The following is an 18,433-nucleotide window of genomic DNA, read 5'->3' on the forward strand; positions in this document are numbered from 1 at the left end:
AACTTTTGGGGTGCAGTTCACATATTTCCTCAGGCTTTTTTTATCCTTTAAAAGTGACAATAGTCGCACCACTGCCTCCAGCATTTTGTGGGGCATAGCCAAAACTCTTGACATGTTTGTTTCTTTGTAGGTATTTGGTGACACCTTCACGGATGACTCCTGTTCCGATACCATGGATGATATCAACTTGCGCCATATTGTTAAGCAGGGCTTGGTCGATAAAGGCATCTAACTCATTCATGGCTTCTTCGTAACGTTTGCCTCGAAGATCCAGTCTAGCTTGAGGTCCTCGTCCAGAAGTTCGTTTCACGACATTGACTTGTTTCTTCTTAATTTGCTTTTCTTGCTGGGCTTGAACGAGATCAAACTCTTTCTCTTCCAAGGTCATCTTAATCAAGCCAACTTGGGCTTCCCAGCGGCCATCTTTGAGTTGACTGGTCAAGGTACCACGCTGTCCATAACTGAGAACCACGATATCATCTCCCACATTTGGAGCACGTTTTTTCTTGGCCTTTTGAAGAACCTTATTTTTAGACAAATCTACTTTTTCAGGAGCCAATTTTTTCAGCTTGGCCTTGGCTTCAATGATTTCATGAGGTTTGAGTTGCGATTTACTGTGAAGATTTTTAAGAATCTGGTCACTCTCACTTAGGGCCATGTCCACAATCTCAGCAGCCTGTTCACGCGCCTTATTAAGCTCGGTTTCCTTTTCACGATTGATCTCGTTGTAAAGTTTTTTAAGCGCACGGTTCATCTTGAGATTTTCTTGTTCCACCTCACGGATATTGTCCAAGCGTTTGCGACTTTCCAGCGTCTGCTCTTCCAATTGCTCAATAATCCGATTGACATCATTATCCTGATCAACCTGCTGGCTGGCATCCCCTACGATAACTTCAGATAGACCTAGCCGTTTGGCAATTTCAAAGGCATTGCTTCGGCCAGGAACGCCCTGCATAAAGCGATAGGTCGGGCGAAGAGTCGCAGTATCAAACTCCATGCTGGCATTTTGCACAAAGGCTGTCTCGATACCATAGGCCTTGAGTTCGGGATAGTGGGTAGTCGCCATGGTCTTGACTTGACGCAGGCGAAGGTCTTCCAGAATAGCCATGGCAAGGGCGGCTCCCTCTTGGGGATCTGTACCTGCCCCCAACTCATCCAAGAGTAAGAGTGAATGTTGGTTGACCTTGCCAAGAATATCCACAATATTGGTCATGTGGCTAGAGAAGGTAGACAAGCTCTGCTCAATAGACTGCTCATCGCCAATATCAGCAAAGATTTCTTCAAAAATACCAACACGACTTCCCTTGTCTGCTAAAATCGGCAAACCTGACTGGGCCATAACCTGTGTCAAGCCCAGAGTTTTGAGCATGATGGTCTTACCACCTGTATTGGGACCTGTGATGACAATTGCTGTTAAATCTTGGCCAAAATGGACATCATTTGCGACGGCATTTTTGATCAAAGGATGGCAGACATGGAGCAGTTGGATTTCCTGATTTTCTGACAGCTGAGGAACGACTGCTTGCCTTTCTTGAATAAAACGAACCTTGGCACGAATCAAGTCCAGATGACCGATAATCCAAGCATCATTGGCGATTTCAGCCGCATGAGGGCGAACACGCTCAGAAATTTCTTGGAGAATGCGAAGCATTTCATAGCGCTCATCTGCTCGCAGACTAGCAATTTCTTCGCTCAGTTTGACCACCTCACGGGGTTCGATATAGATGGTATTTCCACTAGCAGAAATATCATGCACGACACCTGCAATCTTGTTACGATAGGTGTTTTTGACAGGTAAAACCTGACGGCCATTTCTGCTAGCAACAATCCCTTCTGTCAACATCTGCGCTTTTTGCTTGAGCAAGTTCTGTAAAACATCTCGTACCTGACTCTCGCTGTCATGGATTTTTCGACGGATTCGCGCCAATTCTTCACTGGCGAAATTTTCAATGAAACCTGCATCATTAAAGGCCTGAAGATTTCCTTGTAATTGCGGAAAATCATGTAATTTCTCAAACCAAAGGGCTAATTCTTCCAAGCTGACATTTTCCAGATTGGCATAAAAACTTTGCAGCTCTCGGCTAGAAAGAAGCACGCGCTTCAAGAGTAGGAACTCCTCAATATTGAGGTCTGCACCCATCTCCAAACGCTTGCAGACTCCTGCAATTTCCTTAGTTGCGAGAATGGTAAAATGAGGTTGCTCGACAAAGAGAACCTGCATTTCCTTCATCTCAGCAAAAGCCTGTTTGATTTTATCTGCTTTGGCAGTCGGAGCCAGCTGTCTCAATTGCTCCAAGCCCTGCTCTGTCAACAAATGAGGTTCAAACAAGGCCTTGACCTTATTGAACTCTAATGTTTCTAATATTTTCTTGTTCATCGTTATTTCCTTGTCTTTGAATGTCTAGGTGTATTATACTCAATGAAAATCAAAGAGCAAACTAGGAAGCTAGCCGCAGGTCGCTCAAAACAGTGTTTTGAGGTTGCAGATAGAATCTGGCGTGGTTTGAAGAGATTTTCGAAGAGTATTAGCTTTTTACATTCTGATAGATTCTAGTCAATCTGTAAACAAAGGGCTAGGAAAACTCCTGCCCTTTTTATCCGATTAAATTTGTCACCCAGATTTGTTTAAACCAACTAGTTGTTACTGGTATGCTCTGGATGATGTGTTTTGCGACGATACTCTTTTCAAGAGGATTTTGTATAGCTGCCATGGGAATGGTCGCCAAGATGGTCAAGGCCATTTGCAAGACAAATAAGGTCACCAACATGGACAAGATACCTGCTGAAACTTGGAACAACTTGCCACCCAGTTTTTTACTAGGAAGTAAGTGTAACAAGAGACCAAGTAAACGACCGATGCTATAGACAATCCCAAATACAAGCAAGTAGCCGATACCAGCATAAAAGACCTTATCCAACTGGAAAAGTTGATCCGATGGGAAGAAGAAGGTTCCCTGACCTTCCTGCGGATTTGCATAAGGAAGCAATAAATGGAATTGCTCTCCCAGCCCCTTGTAAAACTGACCAGCCATAAAAGCCGATGCCATGGCTGAAATCAGGTAATAAACCTGTAAGAGCAGGCCTCTCCGATAGCCGATATAAAATCCCCAAGCCAAAACCAATAGAAGAAGGAGTGAAATCATAAGGAATCCTCAATCTTGCTCTGTTCTTGCTTGCAAGTCACGAGTTTGTGACGGAGTTCTTCGAGTTCTTGCTCCTTATCGTCAAATTCAATCTCACGGCTGAGTTGAGTTGACAAACAGTTGACTGCCAACAAAAGAGCGATCGTTTCATCATCTGCACTAGGCATTTGTTCTTTAATTGCTTGGTATTTTTCTGTCGCAACCTTAGCGATTTCCTCCATAAAAAGGTTATCATGTTCGCTTGTCAAGGTTAATGATTTTTTCCCGAATGTAAATTTGAATCGATTTAGATTTGCCATAAAATTCACCTCACGATATTATACCAAAATTCGCTAACTTTGTCAGTTTTTACAAATTTGCCTGCTTTTATGGTACAATAGAAACTATGGCAAGTATAACACTCACACCAAGCGAAAAGGAGATCCAGGCTTTCCTTGAACACTATCAAACCAGTCTGGCTCCTAGTAAGAATCCCTATATCCGCTATTTTTTGAGACTGCCTCAGGCAACGGTTTCTATCTATACTTCTGGAAAGGTCTTACTTCAGGGTGAAGGGGCTGAGAAATACGCCAGTTTCTTTGGCTATCAAGTTCTAGAGCAAACCAGCGGACAAAATCTCCCTTTGATTGGGACAGATGAGGTGGGAAATGGTTCCTACTTTGGTGGGCTTGCAGTTGTGGCTTCCTTTGTCACACCTGACCAACATAACTTCTTACGAAAACTCGGTGTGGGAGATTCTAAAACTCTGACCGACCAAAAGATTCGTCAGATTGCCCCTATCCTAAAAGAAAAAATCCAGCACCAGGCACTGCTTCTCTCACCAAGCAAGTACAACGAAGTCATTGGAGACCGCTACAATGCTGTTTCGGTTAAGGTTGCCCTCCATAATCAGGCTATCTATCTCCTCCTTCAAAAAGGTGTTCAGCCTGAGAAAATTGTAATTGATGCCTTTACCAGTGCTAAAAATTATGACAAGTACTTGGCACAAGAGGCCAATCGTTTCAGCAATCCTATCAGCTTAGAAGAAAAGGCTGAGGGCAAATACTTGGCTGTCGCAGTTTCTTCTATCATTGCGCGTGATCTCTTTCTGGAAAATCTTGAAAATCTGGGACGAGAACTGGGCTATCAGCTTCCAAGTGGAGCTGGAACAGCTTCTGATAAGGTGGCTAGCCAGATTTTGCAAGCCTATGGTATGCAGGGACTCAACTTCTGCGCCAAACTGCACTTTAAAAATACTGAAAAAGCGAAAAAACGCTTAGAAAGGTAAGTTATGAATTCATTTAAAAATTTCTTAAAAGAGTGGGGATTGTTCCTCCTGATTCTGTCATTATTAGCTTTAAGCCGTATCTTTTTTTGGAGTAATGTCCGTGTAGAAGGCCATTCCATGGATCCTACCCTAGCGGATGGCGAAATCCTCTTTGTTGTCAAACACCTCCCTATTGACCGTTTTGATATCGTGGTGGCTCATGAGGAAGATGGCAATAAGGACATCGTCAAGCGCGTGATTGGAATGCCTGGCGACACCATCCGTTACGAAAACGATAAACTTTATATCAATGATAAAGAGACGGACGAGCCTTACCTAGCAGACTACATCAAACGTTTCAAGGATGATAAACTCCAAAACACCTACTCAGGCAAGGGATTTGAAGGAAATAAAGGAACTTTCTTTAGAAGTATCGCTCAAAAAGCTCAAGCCTTCACAGTTGATGTCAACTACAATACCAACTTCAGCTTTACTGTTCCAGAAGGAGAATACCTTCTCCTCGGAGATGACCGCTTGGTTTCGAGCGATAGTCGCCACGTAGGTACCTTTAAAGCAAAAGATATCACAGGGGAAGCTAAATTCCGCTTCTGGCCAATCACCCGTATCGGAACATTTTAAGAAATCGAAGAGGCCGAGAATCAACAATCTCAGCCTCTTCTTCTATCGTGAGAAGGGATCGTTTATTGACTATAGTAAAAACAACCCCAACTCTCACCTATTCATGCAAAGGAATTTTATGGAAGTTTATTTTTCAGGAACCATTGAACGGATTATTTTTGAAAATCCCAGCAATTTTTATCGCATCCTCCTCCTAGAAATCGAAGATACGGACGCAGAGGATTTTGATGATTTTGAAATCATTGTCACAGGTACCATGGCTGATGTGATTGAGGGAGAAGACTATACATTTTGGGGACAAATTGTCCAGCACTCCAAGTATGGGGAGCAACTACAAATCAGTCGTTATGAACGCGCAAAACCAACTAGCAAGGGATTGGTTAAGTACTTTTCAAGTAGCCATTTCAAGGGAATTGGTCTCAAGACAGCTCAGAAAATAGTGGACACCTATGGCGAAAATACCATTGACGAAATTTTGCAACACCCAGAAAAGCTAGAAGGCATCTCAGGACTCTCTGTCAAAAATCGCGAGGCTTTCGTCTCCACTCTTCGTCTCAACTACGGAACGGAGATGGTTTTAGCCAAACTAGCCAACTACGGCATTCCCAATAAACTGGCCTTTCAGATTCAAGACTTTTACAAGGAAGAAACCCTTGAAGTGGTTGAAAATTATCCCTACCAGCTGGTTGAGGATATCAAAGGATTGGGATTTACCATTGCTGACCAACTAGCGGAGGAACTTGGCATCGAAAGTCAGGCTCCTGAACGCTTCCGTGCTGGTCTAGTTCACAGTCTTTTTCAAGCCTGTATGGAAACAGGGGATACCTATGTTGAAGCACGAGATTTGCTAGAACAAACTCTCACTCTCCTTGAGTCTTCCCGTCCCGTAGAACTGGACCCCAGCCAAGTAGCTCAAGAACTCTCCTACCTGATCGAAGAAGACAAGGTTCAGCAGATTGACACCAAAATCTTTGACAATAGTCTCTTTTTCGCGGAGGAAGGTATCCGCAGTCACTTGGTTCGTATCCTTGAAAAAGGAAAGCAGAAGAGCCAGGAACTAGAAACCATTCAAAAACATATCACTACTGTCGAGCAAGAACTGGGAATTGAGTATGATAGCATTCAAAAACAGGCTATCTGCGACGCTATCCAGAACAAGGTCTTTATCCTGACAGGTGGACCTGGTACTGGTAAGACAACTGTTATCAATGGAATCATCGCTGTATATGCACTTTTAGAAGGACTTGACCTCAGAAAAAAAAGCAACCTGCCCATTCTTCTTGCGGCTCCAACTGGTCGAGCAGCCCGCCGTATGAATGAATTAACAGGCTTGCCTAGCGCTACCATACACCGCCATTTGGGAATGACGGGAGACGATGATACCAGCCATCTGGAAGATTATCTGGATGCTGACTTTATCATCGTGGATGAATTCTCCATGGTGGATACTTGGCTGGCCAACCAACTCTTCTCCAACATCTCTTCTAACAGTAAAATCCTCATCGTGGGAGACAGCGACCAGCTACCGTCTGTTAGTCCCGGACAAGTTCTAGCGGATCTGCTCCATATTCCCTTGATTCCTCAGACCCGCTTGGAAAAAATCTACCGGCAAAGCGAAGAATCAACTATCGTTACCCTAGCTAGTCAGATTCGACAAGGCATCTTGCCAGCTGATTTCACCCAGAAAAAAGCAGACCGTTCCTACTTTGAAATTGCTAGTGGCCATATTCCTGCCACCATTGAGAAAATCTTAGGTGCTGCCCTCAGAAGTGGCATCCCCGCCCGTGATATCCAAGTTCTGGCTCCCATGTACAGAGGGACAGCAGGGATTGATGCCATCAACCAGCTCATGCAAGACCTCCTTAACCCACCACAAAAAGACCAACTTGGTTTTGAAGCTCCCCAGTGCCACTATCGCAAGGGCGACAAGGTCATTCACTTGGTCAACGATGCTGAAATCAATGTCTTTAATGGGGATTTGGGAGCTATCACAGACCTGATTCCTGGTAAATACACCGAATCGAAACAAGACGAGATTGTCATTGATTTTGATGGCAATGAAGTCTCTTACCCACGTAACGAATGGTACAAGATTCGCTTGGCCTATGCCATGAGTATCCATAAGTCTCAGGGAAGTGAGTTCCCAGTTGTCATCCTACCGATTACCAGTGCTAGCCGACGTATGCTGGAGCGCAATCTCATCTACACAGCCATTACACGCGCCAAAAGCAAGCTTATCTTACTAGGCGAATTACAGGCCTTCGACTATGCTACCCAACATATCGGAACAGCCCGAAAAACCTATCTGATTGAACGATTCAGTGATTTAATTGAAAATGTTGAAGAAAAGCAACCAGCTGTCTCTGAAACTGCCACATCAAGTGACTCTGAACAATCCTACATCCTAACCGAAGAAAACTGGGATAGCATCCCGGCTATGATTGGGATTACAGACGCAGACCTCAAAGAGATTTTTGGAAATTAGTGCATAAGAAAACCCACCTAATCAGGTGGGATTTTATCTTATTAAAATTATTTAACTGTTGCTGTGCTTGTAATCAACTCAACAGCTTTTTTGATTGTGATGTCGTGTTTCAACATATCAGCTGAAAGTAAGCTTTGTACTTGTGCAACTTCCATGTTGTAGTCTGTTGCCAATTGCTCAATTTCTTTTTGGATTTCTTCTTCTGAAGCGTCAAATCCTTCAGCTTTAGCAACTGCTTCGATAACAAGGTTAGTCTTAGTACGTGACTCAGCTTCTCCCTCGTATTGTTTGTGAAGATCTTCTTGAGTAGTTCCAGTGATTTGGAAGTACATGTCAGGGTTGATACCTTGACGTTGCAAGTTTCCAAGGAATTCGTTTACTGAACGGTGAACTTCTTCGTGAATCATTTCTTCTGGAAGTTCTACGATTTCAGCGTTTTCTACAGCTTTATCGATTGCTGCACCTTCAACGGCATCTTTGTAAGCTTCTTCTTTAGCAGCAGCCAATTCGTTGCGGTATTTTTCTTTCAATTCAGCAAGTGTTTCAACTTCTTCGTCGATGTCTTTTGCAAGTTCATCGTCAAGAGCTGGAACTTCTTTAGCTTTTACTTCGTGGATAGTTGTCACGAATTTAGCTTCTTTACCTGCAAGGTCTTCTGCTTGGTAGTCTTCTGGGAATGTTACGATAACATCAACAGTTTCACCAGCTGAGTGACCTACCAATTGGTCTTCGAAACCAGGGATGAATTGACCTGAACCAAGTCCAAGTGAGAAGTTTTCACCTTTTCCGCCGTCAAATTCAACACCATCAATAGAACCAACGAAGTCAATCACAACAGTATCGCCGTTTTCAGCAGCAGCTTCCTTGATAACCAATTCAGCCAAGTTGTTGCGTTCGCGTTCGATACGCTCTTCAACGTCAGCGTCAGTTACTTCTTTTTCTACATCAACTGATACTTCAAGGTTTTTGTAGTCACCCAATTTTACTTCAGGTTTTGTAACGACTTCAGCAGTGATAACCCAGTCTTGACCTTTTTCCATTGAAGTTACGTCAATTTTTGGTTGAGCAACCACTTCAAGGCCAGCTTCTTTTACAGCTGCTTCATAAGCATTTGGCAAAAGAGCGTTCATAACGTCTTGGTAAAGTGACTCTTCACCAAATTTTTTGTCGAAGATAGGGCGTGGAAGGTGACCTTTACGAAAACCTGGAACATTAAGAGATTTCTTCACTGAGTTGAAGACACGGTCCAATTCTGGTTTGATTTGGTCTTGAGAGATAGTGAAAGTCAAGACACCACGGTTTGTTTCTTTGTTTTCAAATGATACAGACATTCTGTCATTTCTCCTTAAAATTTTTTAAATACAATCCATTATAGCATAAACAGGCGACTTTTTTCAAGTAATGAATGCGCTTTTCAATCACGCTAGAGGTACTTACTCGCTTCTTTGATACTAAGTTCAGCCATTCTTTCCTTGTTTTTCTCAATGAAGCCTGCTACCCAAGCTGGATTCGTTTTGGAGTAGTCTCTTAGAGCCCAGCCAATGGCTTTATTGATAAAGAATTCTGTTTGATTCAGATTATTTTGCAGGATCTTTTCCATCAGTTGGACATTGGTCTTCGCTTTTCTTAACAACTGGTGGTCAATAGCAACTCGTCTCAGCCAGATATTGTCTGATAGGCTCCATTGGAGGATTAGTTTTTCCATTTCCTGTTTATCGTATACCAAACTCCCTACTATGCGATCTAGGATATCCACCGTATCCCACCAAGACTTGGTAACAACCAACTGCTCTAGCTTAGGCAAATCGCTGTCCTTTAGATAAGACTGCATGGCTTTCAAATAATTGGCAGTCACATACTGGTATTCTCTAGACTCTTTTTCCCAGCAAGTATCTACAAAATCCCAATCGATAATCTTTGTTTTTTTCGCTTCTGGAAAGTATTTTTTATAGAGTTTATTTCTTTCTGGCGCCGCAACGCCTAGAAAGGAAAATTGATGGCGCATATAGGCCGCCATGGGCCCTGCTTTTTTAGGATCTTTTGCTGCTTCTAGCTCCTCAAGTAAATCTGTTAGACTCATCTAAAACTCCTCATGCCCTACCAAGTGATGCTGAAAGGCATAGACTGCTGCCTGAGTGCGATCGCTAACCTCAAGCTTGGCAAGAATGTTGGACACGTGGGTCTTGACCGTCTTGAGAGAGATAAAGAGTTCATCTGCGATGCGCTGATTTTCGTAACCCTTAGCGATCAGTTGGAGAACATCTCGCTCACGCGCAGTCAATTCTTCATGAAGTTCCATATGATTGCGGTGGTATTCGACCTTCTTACTGACCTCTTGCTCAATGGCTAACTCCCCAGCAGCCACCTTACGGACAGCATGGAGCAGTTCGTCTGCACTAGAAGTCTTGAGCATATAGCCCCTAGCACCTGCGTTTAAGACAGGCATGATTTTTTCATTGTCCAAGTAAGATGTGACAATTAATATCTTGGCTTCAGGCCATTCTTTAAGGATAGCTAAGGTCGCGTCAATCCCATTCATCTCAGGCATGACAATATCCATGACAATGACATCTGGACGCAGTTCCAAGGCCAAGTCAATACCTTGAGACCCATTTGCAGCCTCGCCCACAACTTCTACATCGTCTTGGAGGTCAAAGTAGCTTTTCAAGCCCAAGCGGACCATTTCATGGTCATCTACTAGTAAAATTCTCATCTTTACTCCTTTATCATTCCTTATCGAGCAAGGGAATACGGATATCAACTGCCAGCCCTTGCTTGGGAGCTGTCAAAAGCTGAACCGTCCCTGCCATATCTTCGACCCGCTCCTTGATATTACGGAGTCCATAACTCAAGTCATCTAAACTCCCCAACTGGAAACCAATCCCATTGTCCACCACCTTCAGTTGCAATTCAACATTCGTCTGATAGAGATAGACATCCAGACAAGAGGCCTGGGCATGGCGAAGGGTATTGCTAATCAACTCCTGCAAGATTCGGAAAATATGCTCCTCAATCTTCTTGGGCAATTTCGTCACATTTTGCTTGAAAGCAACCTTTAGATCACTCTTGTCCTCAAGCTCTTTTAAGAGGATTTGAATTCCCTCAACCAGACTCTTCTGCTCCAGTTCAACTGGTCTCAAATGCAAGAGCAAGACCCGTAAATCCTTCTGGGCAGTTTCTAAAATAGCTGTGACACTCTGCAACTGGGTCTGCATCTTTTCTCTATCCAGTTTCAAAGCCTGCTGGCTGACACCTGATAAAATCATATGGGCCGCAAACAACTCCTGACTAACCGTATCATGCAAATCCCGAGCAATCCGCTTTCGTTCTTTCTCGATGATTTCCTCTTCCTGAGCAAGACTCTGATTTTCTGCTTTTTGAAGAGCTTCTGTCAAGAGGTTAAGTTTACCTGACAAGGACTTGAAACTGGCATCCAAATCTGGATCTGCAACCTGAACCACTTCTTGCCCTGCCAACAAACGTTTGAGATTAGTATGCATTTTTCTTAGAGAAAGCTCTTCCACACCTCGCCAAAACAGGGCTAAGAGACAGGTCATGGACATACTGAAAACCAACAACAAAAAGACAAATTTTTCTGTTTTTTCGACATCATGCAGAAAAAGAGACCAGTCAAAATCAAGGATTTCCAGCAAGCTGTGGGAGAGAAATAAGACAAAGAGGACGGAGGTAAGAGCAATGATTATATAAGCTTGTTTTTTCATCCTCTGACCACCTCCACATCCCCAATCATAGTGGTCAAGAGAATCTTGATGCTCTTGTTACTCTTGAGATAGTCTCTTGTTTCCTGATGATAGTGTTCATTGCGGAGGGCTCGTTTGGGATGATTGAAAAAACTCAAATCCCCATAAAGACAATTAACACTGAGACTGACTTCAACATCTACAGGTACAATGATTTTGGTTGTTCCTACCATCTTTCTGAGGATAATAACATTATCATGATTGGTTAGGATGACCCTCTCCAGATGAATGGTATCCTTGCCCATGAGACGAAAGAGATTGATATCATCAAACTGGCAAGTCTGGTAGCTTGAAAAATGATGGAGATTCCCAAACCAACGATTTTTCTCCTTCTTAACCGTCACCACCTCTTCAAACACCAAATTTGTCTGCTCTTTTTCCTGATTCATCATCGGATAAAGAAGAAAGAGACTGTATATAACCGCAACAAAAATCGCTAGAATCACAAAGGGATTGAGCATGACGATGAAAAAGAAGAGAATGGTTGCCACCACTAACAGAAGGTTATTTCCCTCTTTACCAGTGTAATAGCGAATCAAAAGTAAAAAGAGGAATAGAATCAGCAGAAAACGTGAAAAATGCTCTGACACCATCAAAATCAGAGCTCCTGTCAAAAGACAGGCTTCGATAAATAAAAAGATTTTAAATTTTCTCATACATGTATCCTCTCCCTTCTATTTTATCACAATTCAAAAAAGTCACCTCGGTCTGAAGATGGAAAAAAGGCGGTAGTTACGCCTTTTTCATCTGATCATTTGCTTCTTTTAATTTTCCATAAAGAAGATAGTCTACTTTTTGCAAATCTGCTATGGTGGCACAGTTAAGAGCACACATAATCAAACGCAAATCTGCTTTCCAGCCTTGGACAATGCCAATCACCTCTTCGACTGAATAGGTTTCAACCAATTCCAGAACTGTTCGAGACAGTCCCACAGCCTTGGCACCAAAGACCAGACACTTAATCATATCCAGCGGATTGCGAACGCCACCACTGACCAAGAGTTGAATCTTATCTTTCCAGTCTTGGGCATTGAGAAGGGCTTGCATAGTGGACTGGCCCCATTGATTGAGGTAGTCACGTTGACCACTGCGACGGTTTTCGATATAAGCAAAGCTAGTTCCACCACGACCTGATAGGTCGACAGTTCGAACCCCTAGTTCATAGGCTCTTTCAATGGTCTTTACATCCATCCCAAAGCCTACTTCCTTTAAAATGATAGGAACAGGGATTTGCTTGCTATAGTCTGCCAGATGCGATTGCCAGCTTCTGAACTTCCTTTCTCCCTCGGGCATGAGTAATTCCTGCATAACATTGACATGCACTTGCAGGAGAAGAGGATCCATTTCTTCTACAGTCCGAAGTCCCAACTCAACAGGCTTGTCCAATCCAATATTGGTTCCAAGGAGGAGATTTGGATGACTAGATCTGACAGAAAAAGAATCATCTGTTGAATCTTTGAGAGCTGCACTATAAGAACCCGTCACAAACAAAATCCCACAGGCTTCCGCCACCTGAGCCAGCTTTCGATTGATTTCTCGTCCTTTATCACTTCCACCTGTCATGGCATTGATATAAAAGGGAAAGTCCCACTTTCGACCAGCAAATTCAGTCGACAGATCAATCTCATCTAAATCATAAAGAGGTAAGGAAGAATGAATCAACTCCACCTCATCAAAGCTATTATAGGAACTTTTCTGCTCAAGAGCATAGCGGATGTGCTCGTCCTTACGATTTGTCGTCATGTCCTATCCTTTCTTGGTATAAGAGCTCAATCCCTAGATCGGCCCAACGATTTTTTAAGGTTTCAGTTGATCGCATATCAAAACTCAAGGCAATCCCACAGTCACCACCACCAGCACCGCTACTCTTGGCAACAGCCTGCAAATCTTGACTGGCTTCTTTCAACTGTCTCAGCGATGGCGTGTAAATATCTGCGCTCAAACCTTCTAAGAGCTTGCTGGCTACTTCTACTTGCTCGATAACTTTTTCGGCTTTTCCTCGCTCCAAGGCTTCTACCAAAGTAGCTACCATTTCTTTTGAGGAAGTTAAAAAATTCTGATTAATGTTTTGCTTGATTTGCTTGACCATGTTACTAGATACAGCTACTTCCTTAGTCCATCCCACTAGAAAATCACATTCTAGGGCAGGTTTCACTTGTAAGATGGAAAAGCCCCAATCACGCTCTAAAACTGTCACCAAGTTTTCTTCTTCCAACCAAGCAGCCACCTTCTGGCGATCAAACGACTGGTAGAGAACTAAATCCTCTGCCACAATACAGGCAAGATCCCCCATAGAACCATTGTCGCCTCGCTTGAGCAAGACAGCACTAGCTAACTTGAACAAGAGCTCCTGATCAACCAAAATATCATATAAAGCCAGTAGGGCCTTAATCACCAAGACAACGATGCTGCCACTAGAACCCAGACCAAACTTTTTCCCTTCCCGTTCCATTTTTCCTCGAATCTCTAGAGAAAAAGGTCTTAAATCCTGACCTCGATAAGTCAGGAAATCTTCCACTAAAGCAATCGTTTCTTGAATCAAGCTATAATTAGGATTTGGCGTCAAGTCTACTGAGAAATCAAACATATCTGAGTAGATACGGTAGCTGTCAGAAAAGGCAATCTCGCCCTTCATATAGATAGGAATAGCCTTTATCAAGGCCAACTGCCCTGGTTCTAGAATAGCATATTCACCTGCCCAATAGAGTTTTCCGCAAGTTTTAACAGCAATCATCTTGACTCAAATCCTTTGTTTTTGACACAATCAAGCGATAACGCTGACTGAAAATTTCAGATAAATGCTCCAAGTCTTTCTCTTGACAAAGAACTTTGACATTGGGACCAGCATCCATGGTAAAGTAGCAGGACTCTCCTTGCTCACGGAGCTGGCGAACAAAATCCATGGCTTCATAAGATGCATCCGTCAGATAAGAAAAGGCTGGTGATGCTGTTTTTGTCGTAGCGTGCATAGCAAGGGCATTTTTCTCCGTTAACTCCCCAACCTTGGAAAAGTCATTTTCCTTAAGGTAAACCAGCATATCCTGATAATCTTTCTCAGACTGGCGCACCCAGTCATCAAATGTCGTCGAAGTTTCCACACAAAGTTTCATACCGTCACGGCTAGAAATTGGTTTTTTCTTATCTTCTAATACCAACATAATCATAGCTAGTTTCAAGTCTGTCTCTACAGGGTAAATCTCCCCACTATCCTTATCCCATGCACCTAGCGGTCCATAAAAACTCCGAGAGGAAGATCCTGAGGCAAACTTAGCCTCCTGCGCCAACTGGCTCCTATTCAAACCAAGCTTGAAATAAGCATTACAAGCCTTGACCAAGGCGGACAAACCACTAGAACTTGAGGACAAGCCCGCTGCGGTAGGCATATTGTTTTGAGTATCAATACGAACAAAGTCCTCATCATCTGGACGGTAGCGGTCAATAATCTTAGTCATCTTGGCATGTTCCGCCTCATTTTGTAGCTGACCATTGATATAAAAGACATCAGCTGTCGCATCCGTCGGTAGAGGTGACAAAGTCGTCTCCGTGTACATATTTTCCAAAGTCAAAGAAATACTGCTAGTAGCAGGAACCATCTCTTTTTCTTTTTTCTTTCCCCAATATTTGATAATAGCAATATTTGCGTAAGAACGTACTGTTACAGGCTCTCGATCCATGTCTGAACAGCTCCTTTCTCTTCTAATCTTTCTGATAGTTCTTGTGCGTGTGCCAAATTGTCTGCCAAGGCTATGATACAGCCTCCAAGCCCACCACCGCTCATCTTTGAACCCAGAGCACCATGACTAAGAGCAGTTTCAACTAGATGGTCTGCCTCAGGGCTACTAACCCCAATTTCTTTTAAATGTAAATGCGCTTGACTGAGGATTTGTCCCAGTTCTTCAGCATCTTTTCGTGAAATCGCATCCTCTGCCTGCTGGGTCAATTCTCCCAAGGCATGCAAAAACGGCAGAGCATCCTTACCCTTGCTTTGAACCACTTGGATGGCTTCACGAGTGTGACCATAAACACCCGTATCAACAATGACTAAATAGGCGGATAGATCCATCTCAAGCTCTGTAAATCCTACGTTCTTGATAAAGCGAATAGGCTGGTCACTAAGACAGGTCTTGGCATCCAAACCACTAGGATTCATATGGGCAATCATCTCAGCTCGATTGACCAAGATTTCTAATACATCATGAGGCAGTTCTGCCTCATAGTAGTCAAAAACCGCACGAATAGCCGCTATGCTGATAGCAGCTGACGAACCCATTCCCCGTTTTTCAGGGATAGCCGAGTCAATCTCACAGCGAATGCAGGCTTCTTTGATATCCAAATACTCCAGCGAAGCATAAACTGCCATGGACAAGGTATCCTCCTCATAAAGACGCCAAGGACTCGCTGCAGGAACTACCTTACAAGTCACCTCCACCTCCAAAAGGGGCAGGGAAATGGCAGGATAACCGTAAACGACTGCATGCTCCCCTATTAAAATTATCTTACTGTGTGCCTGACCGACACCAACCTTTTTTGTCATGTTTTCCTTTTACTAGACGAAAAACCGTCTTATTTTTTCATACAAGTATTTATTCTTTCCTATCTATTTTATTATATTTTCACAAAAAAAGCGATTGTTTCCATTCACAATCGCTTCTTTCATTATTTAACCCATTCACCATTATAGTTGACGTAGTAGCCATCTACAGTGGTATTCACTGCCAAAGCACCTGAACTGTAAGCATAGTACCATTTGCCATTGACCTGGAACCAGCCTGTCGTCATATCACCATTTTTATTATCTAAGTAATACCATGTTGATCCATCTTGATACCAACCAGTTGTCATAGCTCCTGATGAACGAAGGTAGTACCACTTGTTACCAAGGTATTGCCAATCTGTTTTCATATCACCATTTTCAGCATCTAAATAGTACCAAGTTGAGTCTTCTTGATACCAGCCAGTTGCCATTGCACCTGATGAACGGAGGTAGTACCACTTATTACCTAGATATTGCCAACCTGTTTGCATAATGCCAGTTGCTGGATCTAGGTAGTACCATGGAGCAGGTTTGCTTCTATCAATGCCAAAAGTAACATGGAAATCTTGAGTCCAACCCTTAGCAACTTCACCAATTGGTAGTGGATTGTAAGAATCATCTCCAGAAATTCCTAGCTTATTTAAATAATACCAATTGCCGTCTTCATAAGTCCAACCTGTCTTTACAGCATAATGATTATCAAAATAATAAGTTCTCTTTTCAGCAGATGGAGCATATTGTTCACCGTATACTTTTCCTGTATTTTCAGACGTTTTTGCCTCTAGTACTTGTTTATCTGTTTGTTCTAGCAAAACACCATCTTGTCCAAAATAGTACCACTTCTCCTGAAGGCCAATTTCTAAGACTGGACGATTATTAAATAAATTATCACGATAACCTGTTCCATGAATTTCTACGTATTGCCAACCGACAACCATCTCTCCTCTATCACCAAAATAGTAAGTTTTACCGTCTATTTTATGCCAATAGATTGCTTTATGATCATCTTTTATATAATACTTTCTATTATCCTTATCAACAAATTGGCCACCTGTGGTATCCGCAAATACCGTATTTGTAGCTAGCAAACCGAAGAAAAAGACCGTCAGTCCAACTTGCATCATTTTTTTCAAAAGTTTCATTTATATGTCCTCCAATATTAAATCCACTCACCAGATGAGGCGAAATTATAAACTTTACCATCGATAGTCTGGCTACCTGTAACCATTGCTCCATTTGAATTGAGATAATACCAGTTTCCATTTACTTTGGTCCAACCTGTCTTCATATCTCCATTACTTGCATTTAGGTAGTACCAAGTTGAACCATCTTTCACCCAACCAGTTGCCATGGCTCCTGATGAACGGAGATAGTACCACTTGTTACCAAGATATTGCCAGCCTGTTTTCATATCGCCATTTTCAGCATCTAAATAGTACCAAATTGAGCCTTCCTGATACCAGCCAGTTGTCATAGCTCCTGATGAACGGAGGTAGTACCACTTATTGCCAATTTGCTTCCAACCAGTTTGCATGATACCAGTTTCTGAATCTAGATAGTACCAAGCTGAACCATCATTTATCCAACCTGCACGTCTTTCACCACCAATATAGTTTTCTCCATTAATTTCCGTTTTAGCTAGATAATACCAATTAGACTGGTCATAAAGCCAACCTGTCTCTAAAGAATGATTTTGATTAAAGTAATAGTTCGTGTAAAAACTCTTCTCTTCTTTATCTTCAGGGTTTGTACGTTTTTCCCCATACTTTCTTCCAACACTGTCTTTAGTTTTAACCTCTAATGCTTTCCAACCAACAAACTCTTGTAGCACTCCATTTTTGTCAAAGTAGTACCATTCTGGCATTGGGGAACCTTCTAATCTTATACCATTAGGGTAAGGACCAATTGTATATCCTTTAACTGGCATTGGAATGTACTGCCAACCAACAACCATTTCACCATTATAATCAAAATAATAGGTCTTGCCATCAATCACTCGCCAGTCCGTTTCTTTGATGTCACCCTTCTTGTAGTAGGTTCTACCATTTTCTTGGACAAATTGCCAACCTTCTGAATCAGCATCATCCGCCAATACTGCACTTGTTGCTAGCAAACCAAAGAAAAAGACTGCTAATGCGATTTGCATCAATTTTTTTATTGTTTTCATTAGATATATCCTCCTACAAGAATTATAGTAAAAATTAAATTGTATGTCAATATGACGGCCTTAAAACAATGCATAGTATATTGATACAAGGTGTAAACAAATCGATTAGAATAGACAAATTAATTTATAGAAATATTTTAAGAGTCATAGTGTCCTGCTCTAGTTGCAATCTAATATATAATACTCTTCGAAATCGCCTTACCGTACTCAAGTACAGCCTGCGGCTAGCTTCCTAGTTTGCTCTTTGATTTTCATTGAGTATAAGTTCATTTTCATACGAGCTGGACTAGAGCCTATTCTAAGGCACTAGCTCCTGCTACGATTTCTGTAATTTCTTGTGTAATCGCCGCCTGTCTGGCACGGTTATACTGAATTGTCAAATCATTAATGACTTTCTTAGCATTATCTGTCGCTGTTTGCATAGCTGTCATACCAGCAGCATTTTCAGCTGTCTTGGC

18 protein-coding genes are annotated in these 18,433 nt (G+C 42.4%); 3 read left to right on the top strand and 15 right to left on the bottom strand.

Annotation, left to right across the window (positions count from 1 at the left end; genetic code table 11):
• Positions 1-40: 40 nt before the first annotated feature.
• The 3 genes from HT717_RS09235 to zapA form a co-directional block, all read right to left on the bottom strand.
• Positions 41-2,377, bottom strand: coding sequence for an endonuclease MutS2 (locus tag HT717_RS09235; RefSeq protein WP_049540196.1), 2,337 nt, complete (start codon positions 2,375-2,377; stop codon positions 41-43).
• 217 nt (positions 2,378-2,594) lie between these two features.
• Positions 2,595-3,143 (bottom strand): CvpA family protein, encoded by a 549-nt coding sequence (locus HT717_RS09240; protein ID WP_049540195.1) that lies wholly within the window; start codon positions 3,141-3,143, stop codon positions 2,595-2,597.
• Positions 3,140-3,442: a cell division protein ZapA gene (zapA, locus tag HT717_RS09245; protein WP_000002019.1), complete on the bottom strand. Its 303-nt coding sequence runs from the start codon at positions 3,440-3,442 to the stop codon at positions 3,140-3,142. Before zapA ends, HT717_RS09240 begins: the two co-directional genes overlap by 4 nt.
• An 86-nt stretch (positions 3,443-3,528) precedes the next feature.
• On the opposite strand from zapA, the gene rnhC reads away from it, so the two are divergent.
• The 3 genes from rnhC to HT717_RS09260 all read left to right on the top strand — a co-directional run bounded on the left by rnhC (position 3,529) and on the right by HT717_RS09260 (position 7,513).
• A complete protein-coding gene (gene rnhC, locus HT717_RS09250; RefSeq protein WP_049540193.1) occupies positions 3,529-4,410 on the top strand; it encodes a ribonuclease HIII in 882 nt (293 codons plus the stop codon).
• A 3-nt stretch (positions 4,411-4,413) separates the two neighbouring features.
• Entirely contained in the window at positions 4,414-5,028 is a 615-nt protein-coding gene (lepB, locus tag HT717_RS09255) for a signal peptidase I (protein ID WP_049540191.1), read from the top strand.
• Positions 5,029-5,146: 118 nt separating this feature from the next.
• On the top strand, positions 5,147-7,513 hold the full coding sequence (locus HT717_RS09260) for an ATP-dependent RecD-like DNA helicase (RefSeq protein WP_049540188.1): 2,367 nt from the start codon (positions 5,147-5,149) through the stop codon (positions 7,511-7,513).
• 47 nt (positions 7,514-7,560) lie between these two features.
• Here HT717_RS09260 and tig read toward each other — a convergent pair whose 3' ends face one another.
• From tig to HT717_RS09320, 12 genes are all read right to left on the bottom strand, one after another.
• Entirely contained in the window at positions 7,561-8,844 is a 1,284-nt protein-coding gene (tig, locus tag HT717_RS09265; RefSeq protein ID WP_020901038.1) for a trigger factor, read from the bottom strand.
• 92 nt (positions 8,845-8,936) lie between these two features.
• A complete protein-coding gene (locus HT717_RS09270) occupies positions 8,937-9,593 on the bottom strand; it encodes a DNA alkylation repair protein (RefSeq protein WP_049540187.1) in 657 nt (218 codons plus the stop codon).
• Positions 9,594-10,226 (bottom strand): response regulator transcription factor, encoded by a 633-nt coding sequence (locus HT717_RS09275; protein WP_049540186.1) that lies wholly within the window; start codon positions 10,224-10,226, stop codon positions 9,594-9,596.
• Between the two features lie 13 nt (positions 10,227-10,239).
• The gene (locus tag HT717_RS09280; protein ID WP_173305108.1) at positions 10,240-11,235 is read right to left on the bottom strand and encodes a sensor histidine kinase; all 996 of its coding nucleotides are present in this window, start codon (positions 11,233-11,235) and stop codon (positions 10,240-10,242) included.
• Positions 11,232-11,930 (bottom strand): cell wall-active antibiotics response protein LiaF, encoded by a 699-nt coding sequence (gene liaF / locus HT717_RS09285; protein WP_049540184.1) that lies wholly within the window; start codon positions 11,928-11,930, stop codon positions 11,232-11,234. Before liaF ends, HT717_RS09280 begins: the two co-directional genes overlap by 4 nt.
• A 76-nt stretch (positions 11,931-12,006) precedes the next feature.
• Positions 12,007-13,017: a type 2 isopentenyl-diphosphate Delta-isomerase gene (fni, locus tag HT717_RS09290; protein ID WP_049540183.1), complete on the bottom strand. Its 1,011-nt coding sequence runs from the start codon at positions 13,015-13,017 to the stop codon at positions 12,007-12,009.
• A complete protein-coding gene (locus HT717_RS09295) occupies positions 13,001-14,008 on the bottom strand; it encodes a phosphomevalonate kinase (protein WP_049540181.1) in 1,008 nt (335 codons plus the stop codon). Before HT717_RS09295 ends, fni begins: the two co-directional genes overlap by 17 nt.
• Positions 13,995-14,948 (bottom strand): diphosphomevalonate decarboxylase, encoded by a 954-nt coding sequence (gene mvaD / locus HT717_RS09300; protein WP_173305110.1) that lies wholly within the window; start codon positions 14,946-14,948, stop codon positions 13,995-13,997. The genes HT717_RS09295 and mvaD overlap by 14 nt, the downstream gene beginning before the upstream one ends.
• A complete protein-coding gene (gene mvk, locus HT717_RS09305) occupies positions 14,930-15,808 on the bottom strand; it encodes a mevalonate kinase (RefSeq protein ID WP_049540178.1) in 879 nt (292 codons plus the stop codon). Before mvk ends, mvaD begins: the two co-directional genes overlap by 19 nt.
• Before the next feature lie 122 nt (positions 15,809-15,930).
• Entirely contained in the window at positions 15,931-16,950 is a 1,020-nt protein-coding gene (gene cbpC, locus HT717_RS09310) for a choline-binding protein CbpC (RefSeq protein WP_049540176.1), read from the bottom strand.
• A gap of 17 nt (positions 16,951-16,967) precedes the next feature.
• The gene (gene cbpJ / locus HT717_RS09315) at positions 16,968-17,975 is read right to left on the bottom strand and encodes a choline-binding protein CbpJ (protein WP_049540175.1); all 1,008 of its coding nucleotides are present in this window, start codon (positions 17,973-17,975) and stop codon (positions 16,968-16,970) included.
• Between the two features lie 293 nt (positions 17,976-18,268).
• Positions 18,269-18,433, bottom strand: a 165-nt coding sequence (locus tag HT717_RS09320; RefSeq protein ID WP_173305113.1) for a F0F1 ATP synthase subunit gamma, incomplete at its 5' end; no start/stop codon positions are given.

The organism is Streptococcus sp. 959 (genome assembly GCF_013277075.1).
Classification (GTDB): domain Bacteria; phylum Bacillota; class Bacilli; order Lactobacillales; family Streptococcaceae; genus Streptococcus; species Streptococcus pseudopneumoniae_C.

Coding starts and splice junctions, on each gene's coding strand:
- HT717_RS09235 (WP_049540196.1), bottom strand. CDS start 2,377: ATGAACAAGAAAATATTAGAAACATTAGAGTTCAATAAGGTCAAGGCC.
- HT717_RS09240 (WP_049540195.1), bottom strand. CDS start 3,143: ATGATTTCACTCCTTCTTCTATTGGTTTTGGCTTGGGGATTTTATATC.
- zapA (WP_000002019.1), bottom strand. CDS start 3,442: ATGGCAAATCTAAATCGATTCAAATTTACATTCGGGAAAAAATCATTA.
- rnhC (WP_049540193.1), top strand. CDS start 3,529: ATGGCAAGTATAACACTCACACCAAGCGAAAAGGAGATCCAGGCTTTC.
- lepB (WP_049540191.1), top strand. CDS start 4,414: ATGAATTCATTTAAAAATTTCTTAAAAGAGTGGGGATTGTTCCTCCTG.
- HT717_RS09260 (WP_049540188.1), top strand. CDS start 5,147: ATGGAAGTTTATTTTTCAGGAACCATTGAACGGATTATTTTTGAAAAT.
- tig (WP_020901038.1), bottom strand. CDS start 8,844: ATGTCTGTATCATTTGAAAACAAAGAAACAAACCGTGGTGTCTTGACT.
- HT717_RS09270 (WP_049540187.1), bottom strand. CDS start 9,593: ATGAGTCTAACAGATTTACTTGAGGAGCTAGAAGCAGCAAAAGATCCT.
- HT717_RS09275 (WP_049540186.1), bottom strand. CDS start 10,226: ATGAGAATTTTACTAGTAGATGACCATGAAATGGTCCGCTTGGGCTTG.
- HT717_RS09280 (WP_173305108.1), bottom strand. CDS start 11,235: ATGAAAAAACAAGCTTATATAATCATTGCTCTTACCTCCGTCCTCTTT.
- liaF (WP_049540184.1), bottom strand. CDS start 11,930: ATGAGAAAATTTAAAATCTTTTTATTTATCGAAGCCTGTCTTTTGACA.
- fni (WP_049540183.1), bottom strand. CDS start 13,017: ATGACGACAAATCGTAAGGACGAGCACATCCGCTATGCTCTTGAGCAG.
- HT717_RS09295 (WP_049540181.1), bottom strand. CDS start 14,008: ATGATTGCTGTTAAAACTTGCGGAAAACTCTATTGGGCAGGTGAATAT.
- mvaD (WP_173305110.1), bottom strand. CDS start 14,948: ATGGATCGAGAGCCTGTAACAGTACGTTCTTACGCAAATATTGCTATT.
- mvk (WP_049540178.1), bottom strand. CDS start 15,808: ATGACAAAAAAGGTTGGTGTCGGTCAGGCACACAGTAAGATAATTTTA.
- cbpC (WP_049540176.1), bottom strand. CDS start 16,950: ATGAAACTTTTGAAAAAAATGATGCAAGTTGGACTGACGGTCTTTTTC.
- cbpJ (WP_049540175.1), bottom strand. CDS start 17,975: ATGAAAACAATAAAAAAATTGATGCAAATCGCATTAGCAGTCTTTTTC.